15 protein-coding genes are annotated in these 21,866 nt (G+C 67.8%); 4 read left to right on the top strand and 11 right to left on the bottom strand.

Features of this window, described 5'->3' with window-relative positions:
* Positions 1–152: 152 nt before the first annotated feature.
* Both C9J49_RS06125 and adhP read left to right on the top strand, forming a co-directional pair.
* Positions 153–1,673, top strand: a complete 1,521-nt coding sequence (locus C9J49_RS06125) for an aldehyde dehydrogenase family protein (protein WP_046079309.1) — start codon at positions 153–155, stop codon at positions 1,671–1,673.
* 156 nt (positions 1,674–1,829) lie between these two features.
* Positions 1,830–2,855, top strand: a complete 1,026-nt coding sequence (gene adhP, locus C9J49_RS06120) for an alcohol dehydrogenase AdhP (RefSeq protein WP_173834944.1) — start codon at positions 1,830–1,832, stop codon at positions 2,853–2,855.
* Positions 2,856–3,046: 191 nt separating this feature from the next.
* On the opposite strand, the gene betT is transcribed toward adhP, so the two are convergent.
* From betT to C9J49_RS06065, 11 genes are all read right to left on the bottom strand, one after another.
* Positions 3,047–5,098 (bottom strand): choline BCCT transporter BetT, encoded by a 2,052-nt coding sequence (betT, locus tag C9J49_RS06115; RefSeq protein WP_046079308.1) that lies wholly within the window; start codon positions 5,096–5,098, stop codon positions 3,047–3,049.
* A gap of 184 nt (positions 5,099–5,282) precedes the next feature.
* A complete protein-coding gene (locus C9J49_RS06110; RefSeq protein WP_107182195.1) occupies positions 5,283–5,969 on the bottom strand; it encodes a hypothetical protein in 687 nt (228 codons plus the stop codon).
* Positions 5,970–6,080: 111 nt separating this feature from the next.
* Positions 6,081–6,794 carry a response regulator gene (locus tag C9J49_RS06105; RefSeq protein ID WP_046079307.1) on the bottom strand — a complete coding sequence of 238 codons (714 nt, stop codon included), beginning with the start codon at positions 6,792–6,794 and terminating at the stop codon, positions 6,081–6,083.
* Entirely contained in the window at positions 6,791–8,227 is a 1,437-nt protein-coding gene (locus C9J49_RS06100) for an ATP-binding protein (protein WP_035594877.1), read from the bottom strand. The genes C9J49_RS06105 and C9J49_RS06100 overlap by 4 nt, the downstream gene beginning before the upstream one ends.
* Positions 8,228–8,312: 85 nt before the next feature.
* A complete protein-coding gene (locus tag C9J49_RS06095) occupies positions 8,313–9,362 on the bottom strand; it encodes a LacI family DNA-binding transcriptional regulator (protein ID WP_181454248.1) in 1,050 nt (349 codons plus the stop codon).
* Positions 9,363–9,533: 171 nt separating this feature from the next.
* On the bottom strand, positions 9,534–11,180 hold the full coding sequence (locus C9J49_RS06090) for an alpha-amylase family glycosyl hydrolase (protein ID WP_107182196.1): 1,647 nt from the start codon (positions 11,178–11,180) through the stop codon (positions 9,534–9,536).
* A 69-nt stretch (positions 11,181–11,249) separates the two neighbouring features.
* The gene (locus C9J49_RS06085; protein ID WP_046079305.1) at positions 11,250–12,356 is read right to left on the bottom strand and encodes an ABC transporter ATP-binding protein; all 1,107 of its coding nucleotides are present in this window, start codon (positions 12,354–12,356) and stop codon (positions 11,250–11,252) included.
* Positions 12,357–12,402: 46 nt separating this feature from the next.
* Positions 12,403–14,025 (bottom strand): alpha-glucosidase family protein, encoded by a 1,623-nt coding sequence (locus tag C9J49_RS06080; protein ID WP_046079304.1) that lies wholly within the window; start codon positions 14,023–14,025, stop codon positions 12,403–12,405.
* Positions 14,026–14,051: 26 nt separating this feature from the next.
* Positions 14,052–14,894 (bottom strand): carbohydrate ABC transporter permease, encoded by an 843-nt coding sequence (locus C9J49_RS06075; protein WP_035594861.1) that lies wholly within the window; start codon positions 14,892–14,894, stop codon positions 14,052–14,054.
* Complete coding sequence (locus tag C9J49_RS06070) at positions 14,891–15,865, bottom strand: carbohydrate ABC transporter permease (RefSeq protein WP_046079303.1); 975 nt, start codon at positions 15,863–15,865, stop codon at positions 14,891–14,893. The genes C9J49_RS06075 and C9J49_RS06070 overlap by 4 nt, the downstream gene beginning before the upstream one ends.
* Before the next feature lie 12 nt (positions 15,866–15,877).
* Positions 15,878–17,146: an ABC transporter substrate-binding protein gene (locus tag C9J49_RS06065; protein ID WP_107182197.1), complete on the bottom strand. Its 1,269-nt coding sequence runs from the start codon at positions 17,144–17,146 to the stop codon at positions 15,878–15,880.
* Positions 17,147–17,521: 375 nt separating this feature from the next.
* Here C9J49_RS06065 and C9J49_RS06060 point away from each other — a divergent pair, with 375 nt between their 5' ends.
* Together C9J49_RS06060 and malT are read left to right on the top strand one after the other, a co-directional pair.
* Positions 17,522–19,039, top strand: coding sequence for a carbohydrate porin (locus tag C9J49_RS06060; RefSeq protein ID WP_046079301.1), 1,518 nt, complete (start codon positions 17,522–17,524; stop codon positions 19,037–19,039).
* A gap of 106 nt (positions 19,040–19,145) precedes the next feature.
* Positions 19,146–21,854: an HTH-type transcriptional regulator MalT gene (malT, locus tag C9J49_RS06055; protein ID WP_046079300.1), complete on the top strand. Its 2,709-nt coding sequence runs from the start codon at positions 19,146–19,148 to the stop codon at positions 21,852–21,854.
* Positions 21,855–21,866: the final 12 nt, after the last annotated feature.

The raw sequence follows: 21,866 nt of genomic DNA, 5'->3' as shown, positions 1-21,866 counted from the left end.
ACTCCTTGGAACGCTCGGGTGCCGGTCCGTCTTTCCCTGGGCCCTCCTACCGAAGGAGGAGGCGTTCTCCTGCCATCGCAGTATGTCCTAGACGTCGGGGCTGGCCAAGACTGGGGTGGCAGTCACATAACCACAACAGCGGGAGACACGCCATGATCTACGCCAACCCCGGAAGCCCCGAGTCCGCGGTGAGCTTCGACGCGCGCTACGGCAACTACATCGGCGGCGAGTTCGTGCCGCCGGTCAAGGGCCAGTATTTCGACAACGTCAGCCCGGTCAACGGCAAGCCGTTCTGCGAGATTCCCCGTTCCACCGCCGAGGACATCGACAAGGCGCTGGACGCCGCCCACGCCGCGGCACCGGCCTGGGGCAAGACCTCGGCCGCCGAGCGCGGCAATATCCTGCTGAGGATCGCCGACCGCATCGAGCAGAACCTCGAGCTGCTGGCCGTGGCCGAGACCTGGGACAACGGCAAGGCAGTGCGCGAGACCCTGAACGCCGACCTGCCGCTGGCGGTGGACCACTTCCGCTACTTCGCCGGCTGCATCCGCGCCCAGGAAGGCACCGCGGCGGACATCGACGCCAATACCGTGGCCTATCACTTCCACGAGCCGCTGGGCGTGGTGGGGCAGATCATTCCCTGGAACTTCCCGATCCTGATGGCGGTGTGGAAGCTGGCGCCGGCGCTGGCCGCGGGCAACTGCGTGGTGCTCAAGCCCGCCGAGCAGACCCCGGCCTCGATCCTCAAGCTGATGGAGCTGATCGGCGACCTGCTGCCGCCGGGCGTGGTCAACGTCGTCAACGGCTACGGCGCCGAGGCCGGCCAGGCGCTGGCCACCAGCACCCGGATCGCCAAGATCGCCTTCACCGGCTCGACCCCGGTGGGCTCGCACATCCTCAAGTGCGCCGCCGAGAACATCATTCCCTCCACCGTGGAGCTGGGCGGCAAGTCGCCGAACATCTACTTCGCCGACATCATGGACGCCGAGCCCGAGTTCATCGACAAGGCCGCCGAGGGCCTGGTGCTGGCCTTCTTCAACCAGGGCGAGGTGTGCACCTGCCCGTCGCGGGCGCTGATCCAGGAAGACATCTACGACGCCTTCATGGCCAAGGTGATGGAGAAGGTCGCGACCATCACTCGCGGCAACCCGCTGGACACCGACGTCAAGGTCGGCGCCCAGGCCTCCCAGGAGCAGTTCGACAAGATCATGTCGTACATGGAGGTGGCCCGCGAGGAGGGCGCCGAGTTCCTGACCGGCGGCGACAAGGAGCACTTCGATCCGGCCTATGACAGCGGCTATTACATCCAGCCGACCCTGCTCAAGGGCCACAACAAGATGCGCGTCTTCCAGGAGGAGATCTTCGGCCCGGTGGTGGCGGTGACCACCTTCAAGAACGAGGAAGAGGCGCTGGCCATCGCCAACGACACCGAGTTCGGCCTCGGCGCCGGGGTCTGGAGCCGCGACATCAACGTCGCCTTCCGCATGGGCCGCGGCATCCAGGCCGGCCGGGTGTGGACCAACTGCTACCACCAGTATCCGGCCCACGCCGCCTTCGGCGGCTACAAGAAGTCCGGCGTCGGCCGCGAGACCCACAAGGTCGCCCTCGAGCACTACCAGCAGACCAAGAACCTGCTGGTCAGCTATGACACCAATCCCCTCGGCTTCTTCTAGGAAAGACTGACGTGTCGCTGTGCCAGTGACATGGCGCCGTCATTCCCGGAAAGCCCCGACCCCGGGCATCGAACCCGGGGCATTCCCTCCCTGACGCAGCCTGCTCCGTCGCCTCCGGCGGCGGGGCTCCCCTACCCGTTGTTGAGGAGAAAGCACATGGACAGCACGATGCAAGCCGCCGTGGTGCGGGCCTTCGGTGAGCCGCTGAGTCTCGAGGAGGTCGAGGTGCCGCGGCCCGGGCGCGGCGAGATCCTGGTCAAGGTGGCCGCCTCCGGCGTCTGCCACACCGATCTTCACGCCGCCCACGGCGACTGGCCGGTCAAGCCCGAGCCACCCTTCATCCCGGGGCACGAGGGCGTCGGCCACGTGGCCGCGGTGGGTGAGGGCGTGACCCATCTCAGGGAAGGCGACCGGGTCGGCGTGCCTTGGCTGTATTCCGCCTGCGGCCACTGCGAGCACTGCCTGGGCGGCTGGGAGACCCTCTGCGAATCGCAGCAGAACACCGGCTACTCGGTGAACGGCGGCTTCGCCGACTACACCCTGGCCGATGCCGGCTACGTGGGGCGTCTGCCGGACAACGTCGACTTCCTCGAGATCGCGCCGGTGCTGTGCGCCGGGGTCACCGTCTACAAGGGCCTCAAGATGACCGACACCCGCCCCGGCCAGTGGGTGGTGATCTCGGGCATCGGCGGGCTCGGCCACATGGCGGTGCAGTACGCCCGGGCCATGGGGCTCAACGTCGCCGCGGTGGACATCGACGACGACAAGCTGGCGCTGGCCAGACGCCTGGGCGCCAGCGTGACGGTCAACGCCCTGACCACCGATCCGGCGGCCTACCTGAAGCGCGAGATCGGCGGCGCCCACGGCGTGCTGGTCACCGCGGTCTCGCCCAAGGCCTTCGAGCAGGCCCAGGGCATGGTGCGCCGCGGCGGCACCATCTCGCTCAACGGCCTGCCGCCCGGCGACTTCCCGCTGCCGATCTTCGATACCGTGCTCAACGGCATCACCGTGCGTGGTTCCATCGTCGGCACCCGCCAGGACCTGCAGGAGGCCCTGGACTTCGCCGGCGAGGGCAAGGTCAAGGCCACCGTCCACGGTGACCGGCTGGAAAACATCAACGACGTCTTCCAGCGCATGATCGACGGCAACATCGAGGGCCGGGTGGTGCTCGACATGCAGTAGGCCGTGGGCGAGCCAGGGCCCGGCAAGCGGCAACAGAACGAGGCGGGGCACGACGTGAGTCGTGCCCCGCCTTCTTTCGATGCTCGGTCGGGCATGCCTCGGGCATCGAGCGGGACAAGGAACCGATAGGCGGGCCGGACACGACGACGGCGACCCGAGGGTCGCCGTCGCCAGGGCACGGAGCGTCAGACTCAGGCCGGATTCAGGTCCTGGGGCGGTTCGCCCACCGAGCCCGGCATCGCCTGGACGTTGGCGTTGTCCTGACCGGCCCGGGCCAGGAAGTAGAGATGGCGCTCGTACTCGGTGACCACGTTATGGATCACCTGGGCCCGGGTGTAGCCGTTGAGGTCCTGCTCAAGCCCGCCCTCGTTGAGGTAGACGTCGAAGCGCACGTAGTAGTCGTCGTCCACCGGCAGGAAGCTCGGGGTGCGTAGGCGGTGGGCGCGGACCTGGTAGACGAAGCTGGCGGCGTCGTCGAAGTCCACCTGCAGGGTCAGCTGGCGCAGCGGCTCGCCCTCGACGGCCTCCTCGGTCACCGTGGCCGTCTGGCCGCGGCTCTCCAGCTCCTCGGCGAACTGGCGCAGGGCCGGCCGGATGGCGTGCTCGAGGGTGGCGGCGGCGCCGGCGCGGTTGGAGGTGTCCAGCGCCCGGTCGAGGCGCTCGCGCCAGTCGCTGTGGGTGCCGGTGGCGCCGATCTGGCGGCGGGTGTCGGCCTTGGTGCACTCCAGCTTCAGGGCGCGGCTCATGCCGGCCATGATGGCGAAGATCACCAGCGAGAAGGGCAGGGCGGTGATCACCACCGCGCTTTGCAGCGCCGACAGGCCGCCGGCCATCAGCAGCGCCACGGTCACCAGGCCGATGGTGGCCGACCAGAACACGCGCAGGCGGATCGGGGCGTCGTGGTTCACGTCCGACAGGATGGAGGTGAAGTTCGCCAGCACCAGGGCGCCGGAGTCGGCGGAGGTGACGAAGAACACGATGCCGAGGATGGTCACCACCGAGGCGGTGATGCCGATGTACGGATACTGTTCCAGGAAGGTGTAGATGGTGGTCTGCGGCGCGCTCAGCGCCTGCTCGCCGAGTTCGACGAGGCCCTGGTTGGCGACCATCTCGATGCCGCTGTTACCGAAGATCGACATCCAGGCCATCATGAAGCCGAGCGGCAGCAGCAGGGCGCCGAGCACGAATTCGCGGATGGTGCGGCCGCGCGAGATGCGGGCCAGGAACAGGCCGACGAAGGGCGTCCAGGCGATCCACCAGCCCCAGAAGAAGATGGTCCACCAGCCTTTCCACTGCTGGGCATCCTCGCCGGCGAAGGCGTAGGTGTCGAAGCTCTTGCCGACGAAGCTGCTCAGGTAGTCGCCGGCGTTGAGCACCATGGCATCGAGCAGGTGCAGGGTGTTGCCGGCGAACAGCACGAACAGCAGCAGCGCCACGGCCAGCGCCATGTTGAACTCGGACAGGCGGCGGATGCCCTTCTCGACCCCGGTGATCACGGAGATGGTGGCCAGGATCATCACCAGCACGATCAGCACCACCTGAGTGGCCAGGCTCTCGGGCACGCCGAACATGAAGGTCAGGCCGTAGTTCAGCTGCATCACGCCGATGCCGAGGCTGGTGGCGATGCCGAACACGGTGGAGATCACCGCGGTGATGTCCACGGCATTGCCGATCGGGCCGTTGATGCGCTTGCCGAGCAGCGGGTAGAGGGCGCTGCGGATGGCCAGCGGCAGGCGATGGCGATAGCTGAAGTAGGCCAGCGCCATGCCCATCAGCACGTACATGCCCCAGCCGGACAGGCCCCAGTGAAGGAAGGTCTGCGGCACGGCGGCGCGCATGGCCGCGGCGCTCTCCGGCGCCATGTCCGGCGGCGTTAGATAGTGCGACAGCGGCTCGGCCACGCAGAAGAACAGCAGGTCGATGCCGATGCCCGCGGCGAACAGCATCGAGGCCCAGGACAGCAGCGAGAACTCGGGCCGGGCGTGGTCGGGGCCGAGTCGGATGTTGCCGACGCGTGAGCAGCCGATGGCGATCACGAAGACCAGATAGACCACGGCGGCCAGCATGTAGTACCAGCCGAAGGTGTCGCTCACCCAGGCCAGGGCGGCGTCGAAAAAGGCGCCGGCCTCCTCGGTGAACGTCATGGTCAGCACCAGGAAGACCAGAATGCCTGTCACGCTGCCGTGAAAGACGGTGCGATTGATGCGATCTCGTCGCTCGGGATGGGCGGTGTAATCCGACATTCGCAAATGACTCCTGTCGCAGGGGCGACTTCTTTTTTTGAATGAACGTTCAAATAAAATACGCACATCCCCTGATGCCTGCAACAGCACGGATCGCAAGGCGAAGTATTCTTTTGCTTTCGGACACGAAAACGCCCGGCCAGTGGCCGGGCGTGGTGTGCTGTAACTTTATGAAATTTAAGCGTTAATAGGCGTCTTGCTCGGCCCGCTCGGGACCGCCATGCGAGCCGGGCTTGCCGTGATGGCCTCGCTCGCCGCGATGGCCCGGGCCGTCATGGGGCGGGCGCATGGCCTGCTCCAGCTCGGCGATCTGGGTCTCGCTCAGGAGCTCGGCCAGGGCATCATGGTGCTGGTCGCGCATCGCCTTCCAGGCCTGGCGGCGTTCGTCTCGCGAGTCGAACGACTGGGCCTTCAGCGCTTGGGCATCATCCATGAAGGCGTGGTGCAGCTCGTCCAGCGACTGGCGGGTCTCGTCGTCCAGGTCCCAGCCGTCGATCACCGCATCGACCCGGGCCTTGATCGCCTCCCGCGCCTCGGTGCGATGTTCCTGGCGGATCTGCTGGCGGGCCTCGTCCAGGGCCGCGCGCTGCTCGTCGTCGAGGATCCCGTCGATCTGCTCGCGATAGTCCTGACGCAGTGCCTGGATGGCCTCGCGATGCGCCTGCTGGGCCTCGGCGAGCTCGTCACGGGTCTCGGCATCGATGCCGGCGCGGTCGAACAGTGCCTCGCGCTGCTCGGCGTGGAAGCCGCCCGGCTGGGGCTGTCCGTGGGGCCCACCCTGGCCGGCGCTGGCGGAGAACGCCAGCGGCGCGATGGCGGCGGCGAGCAGGGCGGGGGCGAACAGCGTGCGGGTCAGGTGCGTCTTCTTCATCTCGGGCAATCCTCTTGGCCTCGAATGGACACCTTCACTGTCGCCCCCGGGTGTGCAAGCGGTTTGCAGCCAGCGTGCAAACTTCGAGGACGCCGTCCGGCTCGCGCCCTGTCACTCCTCCGGCTGGTACTTGTAGCCGACGCCGTAGACCGAGCGGATGATCTCGCGCTCGGGCCAGATCTCGGCGATCTTCTTGCGCAGTTTCTTGATGTGGCTGTCCACGGTGCGTTCGGAGACGATGCGATGGTCGCGGTACATGTGATCCATCAGCTGCTCGCGGGAAAAGATGCGCCCGGGGGAGTGCATCATCACCCGCAGCAGCTGGAACTCCACCGCGGTCAGCCCCAGGTCGTGGCCATCGGCCAGCGCTCGCCAGCCCTCGTCGTCGAGGCTCAGCTGGGCCTCCTCCGGTGCCTCCTCCGGCGCGGTGGCGGCGCGGCTGCGACGCAGCACGGCCCGGGCTCGGGCCACCACCTCGCGGGGGCTGAACGGCTTGCAGATGTAGTCGTCGGCGCCGAGCTCCAGGCCCAGCAGGCGGTCGACCTCCTCGACCCGGGCGGTGAGCATGATGATCGCCACGCCGGGCCAGCGCTGGCGGATCTCGCGGCACAGCGTCAGGCCGTCGGTGCCGGGCAGCATGAGGTCCAGCAGCACCAGCTCGGGCAGCGCCTCGCGCTCCTCCAGCCAGGGCATCACGGCGTCGCCGTGCTCCAGGTGATGCGGCGCGAAGCCGCTGCCCGTCAGGTAGTCGGCCACCAGGCGGGCGATCTTGGGTTCGTCCTCGACGATCAGGACGGTATCGGTCGCGAGTTCCGTTGTGCTCATGCGTCTTCCTCCCTGAGCTGATGATCGGCGATGGCGGGAAAGGTCAGGGTCCAGCATAGCCCGTCGAGCGACGAGGCACTGGGCGTCATCTCGGCGCCGTGGGCACGGGCCAGGGCCATGGCGATGGAGAGGCCCAGGCCGCTGCCGCCGCTGGCGCGATTGCGCGAGCCCTCGACCCGGTAGAGGCGCTCGGTGAGCCGCGGCATCTCCGCCTCCGGCACGCCGGGCGCGCTGTCTTCCCAGCACAGCCGGTAATGGTCGCCTACCGCAGTGAGCGTGACCCGCAGCCGTCCTGGCGTGTGGGTGTAGGCACAGGTGTTGTCGAGCAGATTGGTCCACAGCTGGCGCAGGCGCTGGGTGTCGCCGCGGATCCAGGCCGGGCCGGGGATGTCGGTCTCGAGCGTGATGTCGGCATCCTTCAGCCAGGTGCCGGCCTCGTCGAGGCGATCGCCCAGGCTGGCGGCCAGGTCCAGCGGTGCCAGCTGCACCTCCAGGGCGCCGGCATCGCTCTGCGACAGCAGCCGAAGGTCGGCCACCAGGCGCTCCAGCTGCCCGACCTCCTGGCCCAGCGAGCCGAGGCTGTCGAGGTCCAGCGGACGGATGCCGTCCTGCATCGCCTCGATTTCGCCGCGCAGCACGGCCAGCGGGGTGCGCAGCTCGTGGGCGATGTCCGAGACCCAGCGGCTGCGGGCCTCGCGGCTGGCCTCCAGGGTCGCGGCCAGCACGTTGAAGTCCCGCGACAGGCTCGACAGTTCATCGCGGCCGCGTTCGGGCAGGCGGATGCTGTAGTCGCCCTCGGTGAGCCGGCGGGTGCCGAGCATCATGCCCCGGGCCCGCCGCCCCAGCCACCAGGAGAGCCCCCCCGCGAGCAGCAGCGAGGCCAGTCCCAGGGCGCCGACGATGATCGTCAGGTTGCGCTGCTGCTGTGTGAGAAAGATGCGATCCATGCGCGCCATCAGCTGCTGTGGCGGACGATAGCCGAGGGTGCCGACCCGCTCGCCGTCGCTGACGATGGGCAGCCAACGCAGCTCCGCGGCCTCGAGATCGTTGTCCGGCGGCAGGCCGATGACCGGCAGGCCGCCGGCGTCGTGGAGCACGAAGTCCTTGGGGTCGCCCAGGCGGCGTTCGATGCCCTCAGGTGGCGCCTCGCCGGGCCACAGCTGGCGGCGCACCACCTGATGCCAGGCCCGTGGCGACTGGCGCAGCCACTGCCAGTCGCCGCGCCTTGCCCACTCGTCGGCGAGCCCGGTGGCCAGGGTCTCGGCGCGGCGGGTCTGGGTCCGGTCCAGGTACTCGATGAAGCCCTGGTCGAGGCTTCTCGACACGGCAATGAAGACCAGCCCCGAGATGGCGACGTTGACGATCAGGATGATCGCGAACAGCTTGACGCCGAGTCGGGACACGGCCGGATTCAGGGCGTGGCGAAGGGACATGGCACGGGCTCTCGGCTGAACGGGCAAAGTGCCCTAGCGTAGCGCACCGGGTCACCGGGAGGATGCAATTCCGGTGCAAGTCCGCTCAGGGGCAGCTTTCGCCGATCAGCAGCTCGGTGGCCAGCAGCCGGGGGCTGGCAGGCTCCAGCCCCAGCACCATGCGTGCCGCGATGCGGCCCTTCTCGACGCTGTCCTGGCGCACCGTGGTCAGCCGCGGCGAGCGGTACTGGCCTTCGGCGATGCCGTCGAACCCGGTGATGCGCAGATCCTCGGGAATGCGAATGCCACGCCGTTCGGCCAGGGTCAGTACCGTCAGGGCGATGCGGTCGGACATGCACAGCAGCAGGTCGGGCCGCTCCTCGTCGGGGAGGTCGAGAATCGCCTCGATCACCGGGGTGCAGACATCGAAGGTGTTCTCCTCGATGTTCCACATCGGCAGCGTGGCGGGATCGATATCGTGCTCGGCGAAGGCCTGGAAGAAGCCGTCCAGGCGTGCGCGGGTGATGGTCTGATCCGCCGACAGCAGTGTCTGGTCGTCGCCGATGCGACCGTTGCAGGCCTGCTCGGTGAGGCGCAGGTTGATGATGCCGGCGCGACGCGGCGGACTCCTCAGCGCATGACAGGCGATGGCATGTGCCGCGGGCGCGTTGTCCACATGGACGCTGGCCTGACCCGAGATGTCGAAGTCCACCGCCACCTGGGGCCGTTGCGAGGGCAGGTCGCCGAGCAGCGATGGGCTGGGCATCAGGCCGTAGACGATGAAACCGTCGGCGATGCTCGCCGAGCCCGGCATGCGATCGTTCGCCTGTCGCCCGGATAGCAGCAGCAGGGTGTGGCCATGGGCGTCCAGCACCTCGGCGATGCCCGACAGCAGTTCGCTGGCCACGGCATCGTTGAGGCTGTAGGTCAGGCTCTCGGCGAGCAGTACCGCGACGATCTGCGAACGGCCGGTACGCAGGCTGCGCGCCTTGGCGTCGGGGCCGCGGTAGCCCAGCTGGCGTGCCTCGGTGAGGATCCGTTCGCGCAGGTCCTGGGACAGCTGGTCCGGGCGGTTGAAGGCGTTGGACACGCTGGCCGTGGATACGCCGAGGTGTTGGGCCAGCTCCTTCAGGGTGATGCGGCGTGACGAAGACACGGGATGGCTCGCTTCTCTGGCGGCGATACAGGGTCGCCTCTGAATCGATTTAGTTAGGGGCCTATCCTAGCCGCCCCTGGCGGCGATGAACAGTGACCGAGGGCCGCTTCATCGGCAGTATGCGCGCCCGTGCCGTGGCGCGGGCGGCATGGTGAGCGGCGCCGTACGGCGTCAGGCCCAGGCCAGCCAGGCGGCGGTACCCGGTCTCAGGCTCAGCTTGCATTCCTCCAGCGCAGGAGTCGGCATGCCGGGCAGGTCGAGGGCGCGGCCCTCCTCGGGGCCGGCATCCAGCGCCTCGAGGTCGATCTCGATCGGTGCATCGCCATGGCCGAGATGCGCCAGGCACAGCAGGCGCTGGTCGCCCCGAGTGCGGATCACGCCGAAGACCTCGTCGGGCAGGGCCTCGGGAGCGATCAGTTGCTGGTCGCCCTGACGCAGGAGGTCGCTGTCGGCGCGCCGCCGGAGCAGCTGGCGGACCCGGTTCAGCAGGCTGTCGGCGTCCTTGTCCTGTCGTGCCACGGCCAGCGGCCGGTGACGCGACTCGATCGGCAGCCAGGGAGCGGCGCCTGCGTCACAGAAGCCGCCGTTGGCGGCCTCGTTCCAGACCATCGGGGTGCGGCAGCCATCCCGGCCCTTGACCTCCGGCCACAGGTTGATGCCGAACGGGTCCTGCAGGTCCTCATAGGCCAGCTCGGCCTCGGGCAGGCCCAGCTCCTCACCCTGATAGAGGCACAGGCTGCCGCGTAGCGAACAGAGCACCGTCAGTGCCAGCAGGGCGCGTTCCTGGCCCCAGCTGCTGGCGCTGCGCTGGACGTCGTGGTTGGAAAGTGCCCAGCAGGGCCAGGTGTCGTCGCCGAGTTCGGCGAGGCGCGCCAGGACGTCGTGGAGCTCGCGCGCCTCACCGGTGCTGTCCAGCAGGTCGAAGGTATAGGCCATGTGCAGGCGCGATTCGCCGGCGGTGTAGGCGGCCATGGTCGGCAGCGGATCGTTGCCGCCGATCTCGCCCACGGTGGTCGAGCCCGGGTATTCGTCGAGCAGGGCACGGACACGCTCGAGGAACGCCAGATTCTCGGGCTGTTCGATGTTGTGTCGCTGGCACTGGTAGCTCTGCGGGTTGCCGGGCCGGCGTTGCGCAAGAGGCATCGGCGGATTGTCGGTGAGGGCGCGATCGTGGAAGTAGTAATTGACCACGTCGAAGCGGAAGCCATCGACGCCGAGTTCCAGCCAGAAGCGCAGGTTGTCGAGCTGCGCCTGCTGCACCTCGGGGTGGTGGAAATTGAGGTCCGGCTGGCTGGGCAGGAAGTTGTGCAGGTAGTACTGCCGGCGCCGGGCATCGAAGGTCCAGGCGCGACCGCTGAAGGCCGCCATCCAGTTGTTGGGCGGATTGCCATCGGGCTCGGGGTCGGCCCAGACGTACCAGTCGGCCCTGGGATTGGTGCGGTCCTGGCGGCTCTCCTGGAACCAGGCGTGCCGGTCGGAGCTGTGCGACAGCACCTGGTCGATGATCACCCGCAGCCCGAGTTCGTGGGCGCGATCGATCAGCGTGCGGAAGTCGCCGAGCGTGCCGAACATCGGGTCGACGTCGCGATAGTCGCTGACGTCGTAGCCGAAGTCGTCCATCGGCGAGGTGAAGAAGGGCGACAGCCAGATGGCGTCGACATTGAGGCTCGCCACGTGCTCGAGCCTCTCGGTGATGCCCTGGAGATCACCGATGCCGTCGCCGTTGGCGTCCATGAAGCTGCGTGGATAGATCTGGTAGAGGGTGGCGCCGCGCCACCAGTCGTGTCGAGCGTCGTGCTGGTCGTGAGATAACGGCATGCGCGTCTCCAGAGACGGGAGCCGGGGCTCCCGTCACCAAGGGAAAGGAAGGGGGAGGAGGGCGTCGGTTCAGGCGGCGCGACGCTGGCCGGCAAGCGCCAGTGCCCGGTCATCGGCATCGAACAGATGCACGTGCTGGAGTTCGGGAGCCAGTGCCACCCGTTGGCCGACGTCCCAGCGGCTCGGGGCCTCGCTGCGATGGATCAGCAGGGTGTCCCCGGCCTTGGGCTCGAGGTAGACGTAGACCTCGTTGCCCAGGTACTCGACGTTGACGATCTCGAAGGCGTTGTCGCCCTCCGCTTCGGTCAGGTGCAGGTGCTCGGGGCGTACGCCGAGGGTCAGGCCGGTGCCTTGGGCGGCGCTGCCAGCGTCCTGGGGCAGGGCCAGCTCGCCGAGGCCCGGGGCCTGGACCTTGCAGCCGTCGCCATCGCTGCCGAGCAGCTCCGCCGGCATGAAGTTCATGGTCGGCGAGCCGATGAAGCCGGCCACGAACTTGGTGGCCGGTTGCTGATAGAGCGTCTGGGGGCTGCCGACCTGCTCGACGCGGCCGTCGCGCAGCACCACGATCTTGTCGGCCAGGGTCATGGCCTCGACCTGGTCGTGGGTGACGTAGACCATGGTCGAGCCCAGGCGGTGGTGCAGGCGGGCGATCTCGTTGCGCATCTGCACGCGCAGCGAGGCGTCGAGGTTGGACAGCGGCTCGTCGAACAGCAGGATGCGCGGCTCCCTGGCCATGGCGCGGCCCATGGCCACGCGCTGGCGCTGGCCGCCGGACAGCGCCTTGGGCTTGCGGTCGAGCAGCTCCTCGAGCTGCAGGATGCGGGCGGTGGCCATCACTCGCTGCTCGACGGTCTCCTTGTCGGTCTTGGCCAGCTTGAGACCGAAGGCCATGTTCTCGTACACCGTCATGTGCGGGTAGAGGGCATAGGACTGGAACACCATGCCCACGCCGCGTTCGCGGGGCGGCAGGTCGTTGACCACGTCGCCGGCGATCCTGAGCTCGCCGTCGGTGATCGATTCGAGCCCGGCGATCAGCCGCAGCAGGGTGGACTTGCCGCAGCCCGAGGGGCCGACGAAGACCACGAATTCGCCGTCGCCGATCTCGAGGTCGACGTCCTTGATGATAGGGGTGTGGCCAAAGACCTTGTTGAGCTTTTCCAGGGTCACGCTTGCCATCTGGCGACTCCTCGCCGGCCCCCGGGGCCGGCGTTGTTGTGTAGTGTTAACGGTCGAGCTGGAGAAAGGCGGCCTGGTAGGGCGGCAGGGTCAGCGTCGCGCCGTCCAGATCGGCGGTGAAACCATGACCGCCGAGCAGGGGGCCGGCCATCGGCAGTGTCGTGCTACGCGTCTCGTCGTCCAGGTTGAAGACGCACAGCAGCGTCTCCTCGCCTCTCTTGCGGAGGAAACCGAGCAGGTCCTGGCCGACGTCGACCAGTTCGAGGTCGCCGTCGACCAGCGCCGGGTGTTCGCGGCGGAACGCCAGTAGCCGACGGGTGGCATTGAGCACCGAGGCGGCGTCATCCTGCTGGCGCGCCACGGCCAGCGGCAGATGGCGGGCGTCGACCGGCAGCCACGGCTCCACGGCCTCGGCGGTGAAGCCGGCCCGCGGCGCATCGGTCCAGGGCATCGGCGTGCGGCAGCCGTCGCGGCCCTTGAATTCCGGCCACAGCACCTTGCCGTAGGGATCCTGGATACGCTCGAAGGGCACCTCGGCCTCGGGCAGTCCCAGCTCCTCGCCCTGGTAGAGGCAGACGCTGCCGCGCAGCGACAGCACCATCGCCAGCGCCACCTTGGGATAGGCCAGCGGGTCCTCGTCGGCGCCCCAGCGCGTCGCGCTTCTCACCACGTCGTGGTTGGACAGCGCCCAGCATGGCCAGGCGTCGCCGGCCAGACGCTGGAAGCGTTCGATCACTTCGCGGATATAGGCCGGCGAGTGGGGGTCGTTGAGCAGGTCGAAGCCGTAGGCCATGTGCAGCTTGTCGCCGCCGGCGGTGTACTCGGCCATGCGCTCGAGGGGGTTGTCATCGCCGATCTCGCCCACCGTGGTGGTACCGGGGAACTCGTCCATCAGCGCGCGCAGCTCGCGCAGGAAGTCGAGGTTCTCCGGGCGGCTCAGGTCATAGACGTGGCGCTGCCAGGTGTAGGGATTGCTGTCCGGGGCGCCCAGGGTCTTGGCCGCGCCCGCCGGCACCGGCGGGTTGTCGCGCAGCTCGGTGTCATGGAAGTAGAAGTTGACGGTGTCCAGGCGGAAGCCGTCGACGCCGAGTTCCAGCCAGAAGCGCAGGTTGTCCAGCTGGGCCTTCCTGACCTCCGGGTGATGGAAGTTCAGGTCCGGCTGGCTTGCCAGGAAATTGTGCAGGTAGTACTGGCGGCGCCGGGAGTCGAAGGTCCAGGCCGAGCCGCCGAAGATCGACAGCCAGTTGTTGGGCGGCGTGCCGTCGGGTCTGGGGTCGGCCCACACGAACCAGTCGGCCCTGGGGTTGGTGCGGTCCTGGCGGCTCTCCCGGAACCAAGGATGCTGATCCGAGGCATGGCTGATCACCTGGTCGATCATCACCTTCAGGCCCAGGGCATGGGCACGGGCCAGCAGGGCCTTGAAGTCGTCCAGGCTGCCGAACATCGGGTCGACATCGCGGTAGTCGCTGACGTCGTAGCCGAAGTCGGCCATCGGCGAGGTGAAGAAGGGCGACAGCCAGATGCCATCGACGCCCAGGCTCGCCACGTAGTCGAGCTTCTCGGTGATGCCGGCCAGGTCGCCGATGCCGTCGCCGTTGGCGTCCATGAAGCTGCGCGGGTAGATCTGGTAGATGACGCCGCCGCGCCACCAGCTCAGGTTGTCTTGCATGATCGGGGTCCTTGATGACATGAGGCCTATCCCTTGACGGCGCCGGCGGTGAGGCCAGAGACGATGCGGCGCTGGAAGATCATCACCAGGATGACCAGCGGCACGGTGACGGTGACCGAAGCGGCCATGATCGGGCCCCAGGGCAGCTCGTGCTGGCTGCCGCCGGAGATCAGGGCAATCGCCACCGGCACGGTGCGCTGGTCGTCGGTGAGGGTGAAGGTCAGGGCGAACAGGAACTCGTTCCAGGCGGCGATGAAGGCCAGCAGTCCGGTGGTCGCCATGGCGGGCCACATCAGCGGCAGGAATACCTTGGTGATGGTCACCCAGGGGGTGGCGCCGTCCATGATCGCGGCCTCCTCCAGCTCCATGGGCAGCTGGCGCATGAAAGTGGTCAGCACCCAGACGGTGAAGGGCAGGGTGAAGATGGTGTAGCTCAGGATCAGGCCGCCCGGGTTGTTGTAGAGGTTCAACGCGCGGATCACCTCGAACAGGCCGGAGAGCACCGCCACCTGGGGGAACATCGATACCCCGAGGATGGTCAGCATCACCGTGGCGCGGCCGCGGAAGCGCACCCGGCCCAGGGCGTAGGAGGCGGTGATCCCCAGCAGCAGGGCGATGACCACCACCGACACCGAGATGAGGATGGAATTGAAGATGGCGCGCACGAAGCTCTTCTGGGTGAAGATCTGCACGTAGTTGCTGACGTCCACCGACGACAGCCAGAAATCGACCCGGAACAGCTCGCTCGAGGGCTTCAGCGAGGTGATCACGGCGTAGTAGAAGGGAAAGATGGCGTAGACCATCACCACGGCGATCAGGGCGTAGAGGCCGACGCGCTTGGCGAGTTTCATCAGCTGATACTGGTTCATTGGTCGACTCCCAGTTGACGGCGGCCCAGGTACAGGTAGACGACCACGGCCAGGGCGATGATCAGGAACAGCATCGTCGAGGCGGCGCTGCCATAGCCCACGTCCTGGAACTCGACCAGCTGCTGACGGGCATAGATCGACATGGTCATGGTGCTGGTGGAGTTGGAGGTCAGCACATAGATCACGTCGAACACGCGCAGGGCATCGAGCAGGCGGAAGATCACCGCCACCAGCAGTGCCGGGGTGATCAGCGGCAGGGTGACGCGGAAGAACACCTTGACCGGATGGATACCGTCGACCTCGGCGGCCTCGAAGCAGTCCTTGGGCAGCATCTGCAGGGCGGCCAGCACCAGCAGGGCGACAAAGGGAATGGTCTTCCACACATCGACCATGATCACCGCCCACATGGAGAGGTCGGCATCGGCGGTCCAGGCCAGGGGGGCATCGATCAGGCCCAGCGCCATCAGCAGGTGGTTGATGATCCCGAACTGGTCGTTGAGCATCCAGGCCCACATCTTGGCCGAGACGATAGTGGGAATGGCCCAGGGGATCAGCACCGCGGCCCGCACCAGCATGCGGCCCTTGAACTCGGCGTTGAGCAGCAGGGCGACGACGATGCCGAACACCACTTCCAGCGAGACCGATACCACGCTGAAGTAGACGGTGTTCCACACCGCGTTCCACCACACCGGGTCGGTGAGCAGGCCGTACCAGGCGCCGTCGTCATAGACCAGATAGTTCTCGAAGCCGATGAAGGCCGCGCCGGCGGTGTCCGACAGCGAGGCGTCGGTGAGGCTCAGGTAGAAGGTACGCAGCAGCGGCCAGCCGGCGACCAGCGCCAGGGCGACCAGCATCGGGGTCAGATAGGTCCAGGCGGCGCGGACCCGCTGGCGGCGGACCTTGGTGCCCCGGTAACCCGCCTTGGCCGTGCGCCCCTCGCGGGGGGCACTGTCGGTTGCAGAAGTGGACATGTCGACCTCCGGTTACCAGCGACGACGCTTGATGCGTGACAGCTCGCTGTCCAGCTCGGCGACGGCATCGGCGCCGTCCTGTTCGTCGGTGAGCACGCCGTGCGCGGCGTTGAAGAAGGCGTTGCTGACACGGCCGTAGTTGTCGCCGGTGGCGGCGGAGGGGCGGGCCACGGCGTTGGTGAAGGTGTCGTAGAGGGTGCCGAAGAAGGGCACGGCCTCGAGGACTTCCTCGTCGGCGTAGAGCGAAGTGAGCGTCGGGTTGTAGGCCGCCTCGATGGCGCGCCGCTTCTGTTCGGCCTCGCCGGTCAGGTAGGCCACCAGATCGGCGGCGAGCTCGGGATTCTCGCTGTACTTCGACACCGCGAGGTTCCACCCGCCCAGCGTGGCCGCGCTCTCTCCATTCGGCCCGTGGGGCAGCTTGACCACGCCGACCTTGCCGGCCACCTCGCTGTCCTCGCTCTGGGCCAGCGACCAGGCATAGGGCCAGTTGCGCATGAACACGGCGTTGCCCGACTGGAAGATGCCGCGGGCCTCCTCCTCGGTGTAGTTCAGGGCGCCCCGCGGGGTGATCTCGCCGATCCAGCTCGCGGCCAGGTCCAGCGCCGTGGCGGCATTCTCGTTGTCGATGGTGATCTCGCCGTCGGCATCGACGAGGGTGCCGCCGCCGTGGCTCGCCACCCACTCCAGGGCGTTACAGGTCAGCCCCTCGTAGGCGCGGCCCTGGAAGACGTAGCCCCATAGCTTGTCGTTGCCCGCCTCGCGTTCGGCGGCCTGGATCTCGACGGCGATATCGGTCAGCTGCTGCCAGGTCTCGGGCGGCGCGACGCCGTGCTTTTCGAGCAGATCCTTGCGGTAGTAGAGCACGCCGGCATCGGTGAACCAGGGCATCGCCACCAGCCGGTCGTCGACGGTGTTGTTGGCGACGATGGTCTCGAAGTGGCCCTCGGCGGCATCCTCGCCGAGCGTCTCCTCGAGATCGATCAGGTGGTTGGCCAGCAGGCCCGGCCAGACCACGTCGATCTGCAGCACGTCGATATCGCCGGAGCGCGCCGACAGGATCTGCTGGTAGAGCGACAGCCGCTCGGTGGAGGAGTTGGGCGTGGAGACGATTTCCACGTCGTGGCCGGTCTCGTTCTCCCAGGCCTCGACGCCCTGCTCGCAGAGCGTGAGTTCGGCGCCGACCGCGCCGCAGGAAATGGTCAGCTCGGCCGACAGGGCCGGAGCGGCGCCTGCCGTGCCCAGCAGGGTGAGTCCAGAGGCGATCAGGAACTTGCGTTGCATGGCGTATCCTCGTCACTTGTTGTTGTCGCGTTCCGGCACGGCGATGGCGCATGGAAGCCTGGCCTGCCAGGACGTGTCTTAATCGATTAAGATCTGCGCTCAGTTAAGCGATGCGGAGACGGCGGTGCAACCTAGACTTTGGTCGTGAAAATGGCGACCTTCGACGTTAAAACTTGTTTATTTACTACTTTTTTATGTCTCTCGTCGGGTTTTAGACATAAGTCGTGTGTTTTTCGCGTTACATTCCAACTACTGTCTTAAACGATTAAGTCCGGATGCCCGGAGCTGCCCGGCACCGCTCAACGGCTGGGCAGGGCGTCGGTTCGCCGGACGCGATCGAGATCTCACGCGACAACAACAAAGGCATTGATCACGATGACAATTCCGACCCAACGCCCGCGCAAGTCACCGCTCGTCATGGCCGTTGCCGCCGCCGCCCTGAGTGCCAGCGGGCTGGCCAGTGCCCAGGCCTCGAGCGACCTCGAGGCTCGCCTGGCCGAGCTCGAGCAACGCATCGTCGCCGCCGAACAGCGTGCCGCGGCCGCCGAGCGACGCGCCGACGAGGCCGAGCAGGAGATGGCCGAGCAGCTGTCCGACGAGGATCTGGAGGCCCGACTGGCCGCCGTGGAGCGCCAGGCCAGCGGTGAGGAGGGCTTCTCCTTCAACGCCTACGCCCGCTCGGGGCTGCTGATCGGTGACGGTGGCAAGAGCGCCGAGGGTGGCCCCTATCTGACGCCGGCGGGCGGTCAGGGCGGCGCCGTGGGACGCCTGGGCAACGAGCCGGATACCTACGCCGAGGCGATCCTCAACTACAAGATGCGCTTCGACAACGGTGCCAAGGCGCATTACCGCACCATGATCGCCGACGGGGTGCAGACCAGTAATGATTGGACGTCCGACGAGTCCAGTCTCAACGTGCGCCAGGTCTACGCCGAGTTCAGCGACCTGCCGAGCTTCACCGGTGCCTTCGAGAATGCCTCCATCTGGGCCGGCAAGCGCTTCGACCGCGACAACTTCGATATCCACTGGCTCGACAGCGACGTCATCTTCCTGGCCGGCACCGGTGGCGGCATCTATGACATGCAGCTGGCCGACAACTGGACGTCGAACCTGTCCCTCTACGGACGCAGCTTTACCGATTTCCCGGTCGACAGCATGAATCCGGCAGAGGACACCGGCAGCACCGATAACCTGATCCTGACCTCCAACAACTACGTCGGTAACTGGCAGTGGATGATCAGCGGCATGAGCGCCACCGACAACGAAGAGCGTCTGACCGAAGGCAATGTCGATGCCGCGGATGACGGCGTCCACACCATGGTCGCCTACCATGGCGATGATTTCTTCGGCCTCAGCGACGGCAGCTTCAAGGCCGCGGTGCTGCATGGCCAGGGCCTCGGCGCCGAGACCAAGAGCCTCGGTTCCAACGGCAACCTGAGCGAGGATGCCACCGCGACCCGCCTCGCGCTGTACGGCACCACCTATCTGGCGCCCCGCTGGCGCGTGGCGCCGGCGATCCTGGCCGAGACCAGCGAGGATCGTTACGTCGAGGGTGACCGGTATGACTGGGCGACCTTCAACGTGCGCCTGGCCAACGAGCTGACCGAGAACTTCGAGATGCAGTACGAGGGCAGCTATCAGTGGATGGACCTCTCCCCAGAGGGTTATGGGGGCAACAACTCGGCCGAGGGGAGCTATACCAAGTTCACCATTGCCCCGACCTTCAAGCCCCAGGTGGGCGGCTTCTGGCAGCGTCCGGAGATTCGCCTGTTCGCCTCCTGGAGCGACTGGGACGAGGAGCTCAACGACTACTCCGGGGATGATGCCCTCGGCAGCGACGGCTTCACCGGCGACGAGTGGACCTTCGGCGTGCAGAGCGAGGTCTGGTTCTGACCCGCGCCTGGTCGAGCGCTGTTTCGATGCTTGCCCGCGACCGAGGTCGCGGGCGTTTTGCATGAGGTCGATGCCACCTTCCCCTTGTCCATCGGGAGTCTGATTCATGCCACTGCTCGAGGAAAAACTCGCCCCTCCGAGGCCTCTCCCCACCCTGGTGGCCCGGCCGCGGCTCAACGATCGCTTCGCCCTCGACGAGCGTGTCCGCCTGCTGGTGGTGCAGGCACCGCCGGGCTATGGCAAGAGCACCCTGGTGGCCGAACGGCTGGCGGCACTGGATCAGCCGGCCGCCTGGCTGCGGCTGGATGATCGCGACGACGACCCGGAGCGCTTCGCCGATTACTTCGGTGCGGCGCTGGATCGCCTGTGCCGCGAGTGGCCGGGCGTCTCGCCGCTTGCCGCCGTGGAAGGAACCTTCGATGAGCGCATCGATGCCTGGCTGGCCAGCCTGCCCGCCGAGGCCGCCCCTTGCCGTCTGGTAATCGACGAGTTCGAGCATGTCCGCCACCCCGCCATCCACGATGGCCTGATGCACTGGCTGCGTCATCAGCCGCACTGGCTGACGCTGACCCTGGTATCACGCCATCGGCCGGCGCTCGGCCTGCCGCGCCTGCGCCTGCGCGGCGAGCTCGAGGAGATCGGTACACCGGCGCTCGCCTTCGACCTGGAAGAGGCCCAGACGCTGTGCGCCGAGCAGCTCAGCTTCCCGCCCACCCGGGTCAGCCTGGAGCGGGCCCTGCGCCTGACGGGCGGCTGGGTGATGGCCCTGGACTGGCTGATCCAGCGCACCACGACCCGCGCGGGCTTCGACAGCCTGCTGGAGCGGCTGGGCGGGAGCCATCCGGATTTCGTCGCCTGGTTCGACGACCTGCTGGAGGCCTGCCTCGACGAGCCCGATCGTCGCCTGCTGTGGCAGCTCGGCGTGCTGGAGCGCTTCTCGCCGACGCTGGTGGCGCACCTGCTCGAGGGGGAGGGGGTGTCCCAACGGCTCGAGGCCCTGGAAGGGGCCGGCCTGTTCCTGGAGCGGACCGATCCCCACGACCAGTGGTTTCGCTTCCAGCCCCTGTTCGCCGGCTACCTGCGCCATCGCCGTCACGCGCTGAGCCTCGAGTCCCAGCGCCAGCTGCATCGTCGTGCCAGCCAGGCCTGGCTGGCGCTGGGCGAGCCCGGCCTGGCGCTGGCCCAGGCCATCGAGGCCGATGATCCCGAGATGCTGACCATGCTGGTCGAGGGCCAGGGCCCACGGCTGCTGGCCCATGGCCACTTCGCGCTGCTGGCACGAGCCCTGGCGACGCTCGGCGAGACATGCCTGTGCGCCTCGCCACAGCTGACGCTGCTGCAGGGCTGGGTGTCCCACGCCCAGTACCAGTTCGAGCGCACCGCCCAGGCCATCGGCTGGATCGAGGCCCAGCTCGACGACCCCGCCTGGCAGGCGCTGGCCGCCGAGTTCGCTACCCTGCGCGCCCAGCTGGCGATCAACCGGGGCGATGCCGAACGGGCCGCGCCGCTGGCCGAGCAGGCCCTGACCCGGCCGGCCCGCTACCTGGCCGTCACGCCGGTGTCGGCCGCTGCCATTCTCTGCGAGGCACGGTTCGTCCAGGGGCGACTCGCCGAGTCGCTGACGCGGGTCCATGATGTGGAGCGGGAGGCGCAGCGCATCGGCGACGACCAGCTGATGCTGTGGGCGCTGTGCCACCATTCGGAGACCCTGGTCGCCCAGGGGCGGCTGCAGGCCGCCTACGACATCCAGGAACGGGCCTTCGCGCATATCGAGCACTGCGGCCTCGATCGGCTGCCGGTCGCCGAGTTTCTCTATCGCATCCGCAGCCAGCTGCTGTGGGAGTGGCACCGCCTGGACGAGGCCGAGCAGGCGGCCCTGGCAGGCATCGCCCTGCTCGACCGCCAGGGCGAGCGCTGGACCCTGCAGTGTCACGTGAGCCTGGCCAAGGTCGCCCTGGCGCGCGGCGACCAGGCGCAGTGTGCCGACCATGTTCGCCGCATCCGCAAGATTCTTGCCGACGGCGACTACCACATCGACTGGCGGGCCAACGCCCATGCCACCCTGCTGGCCTGGTGGCAGGCCAACGACGACCGTGATGCCGTGGCCCGCTGGCTGCAGGAGGCGCCGCCCGCCGAGCCCCACATCGCCAGCAACCACTTCGCCCAGGCCAACGTGCGCAATCACGCCCGGGCGCTGATGCTGCTCGGTCGGCCCGACGAGGCCCGAGCGCTGCTGGACACGCTGGAGACTCAGGCTGCGCGCTTCGGCCTGGTCACCGATGCCAACCGCAACCGGCTGTGTCTGGCGCTTCTGGAGTGGCAGTGCGGCCATGAATCGGCGGCGCTGGAGCACCTGGCCGAGGCCCTGGAGCTGGCCTCGCGCACGGCGCTCATCGGCAGCTTCCTGCGCCTGGGCCGACCGCTGTCCGAGATGCTCGGTCGTCTGCTCGAGACCCGGGCACTGGACGAGCTGGCCAGGCGACGCGCCGAGCGACTGCTCTCGCTGGCCGGCCGTCAGCGCGACTTCGGCCGCGCCGTGCGCCTGATGCTCGACGAGGCGGTGATCGCCGACATCGTTGCCCGCCCCGACGTGCCCGAGCTGATCCGCACCTCGCCGTTGACCCGTCGCGAGTGGCAGATCCTGGGGCTGATCCATGCGGGGCTCTCCAACGAGCAGATCGCCGAACAGCTGTCGGTGGCGCCCACCACCATCAAGACCCATATCCGCAGTCTCTACCAGAAGCAGGGCATCCGCCGCCGCGAGGAAGCCATCGCCCTGGCCGGCGACCTCCTCGCGCGCATCCAGGGGGAGTAGGGGACGCCTCCT

This window comes from Halomonas sp. SL1 (assembly GCF_003030865.2).
Classification (GTDB): Bacteria; Pseudomonadota; Gammaproteobacteria; order Pseudomonadales; family Halomonadaceae; genus Halomonas; species Halomonas halophila.
The sequence above is the reverse complement of the archived record's forward strand: the minus strand, read 5'-3'. Positions and strand labels throughout refer to the sequence as shown.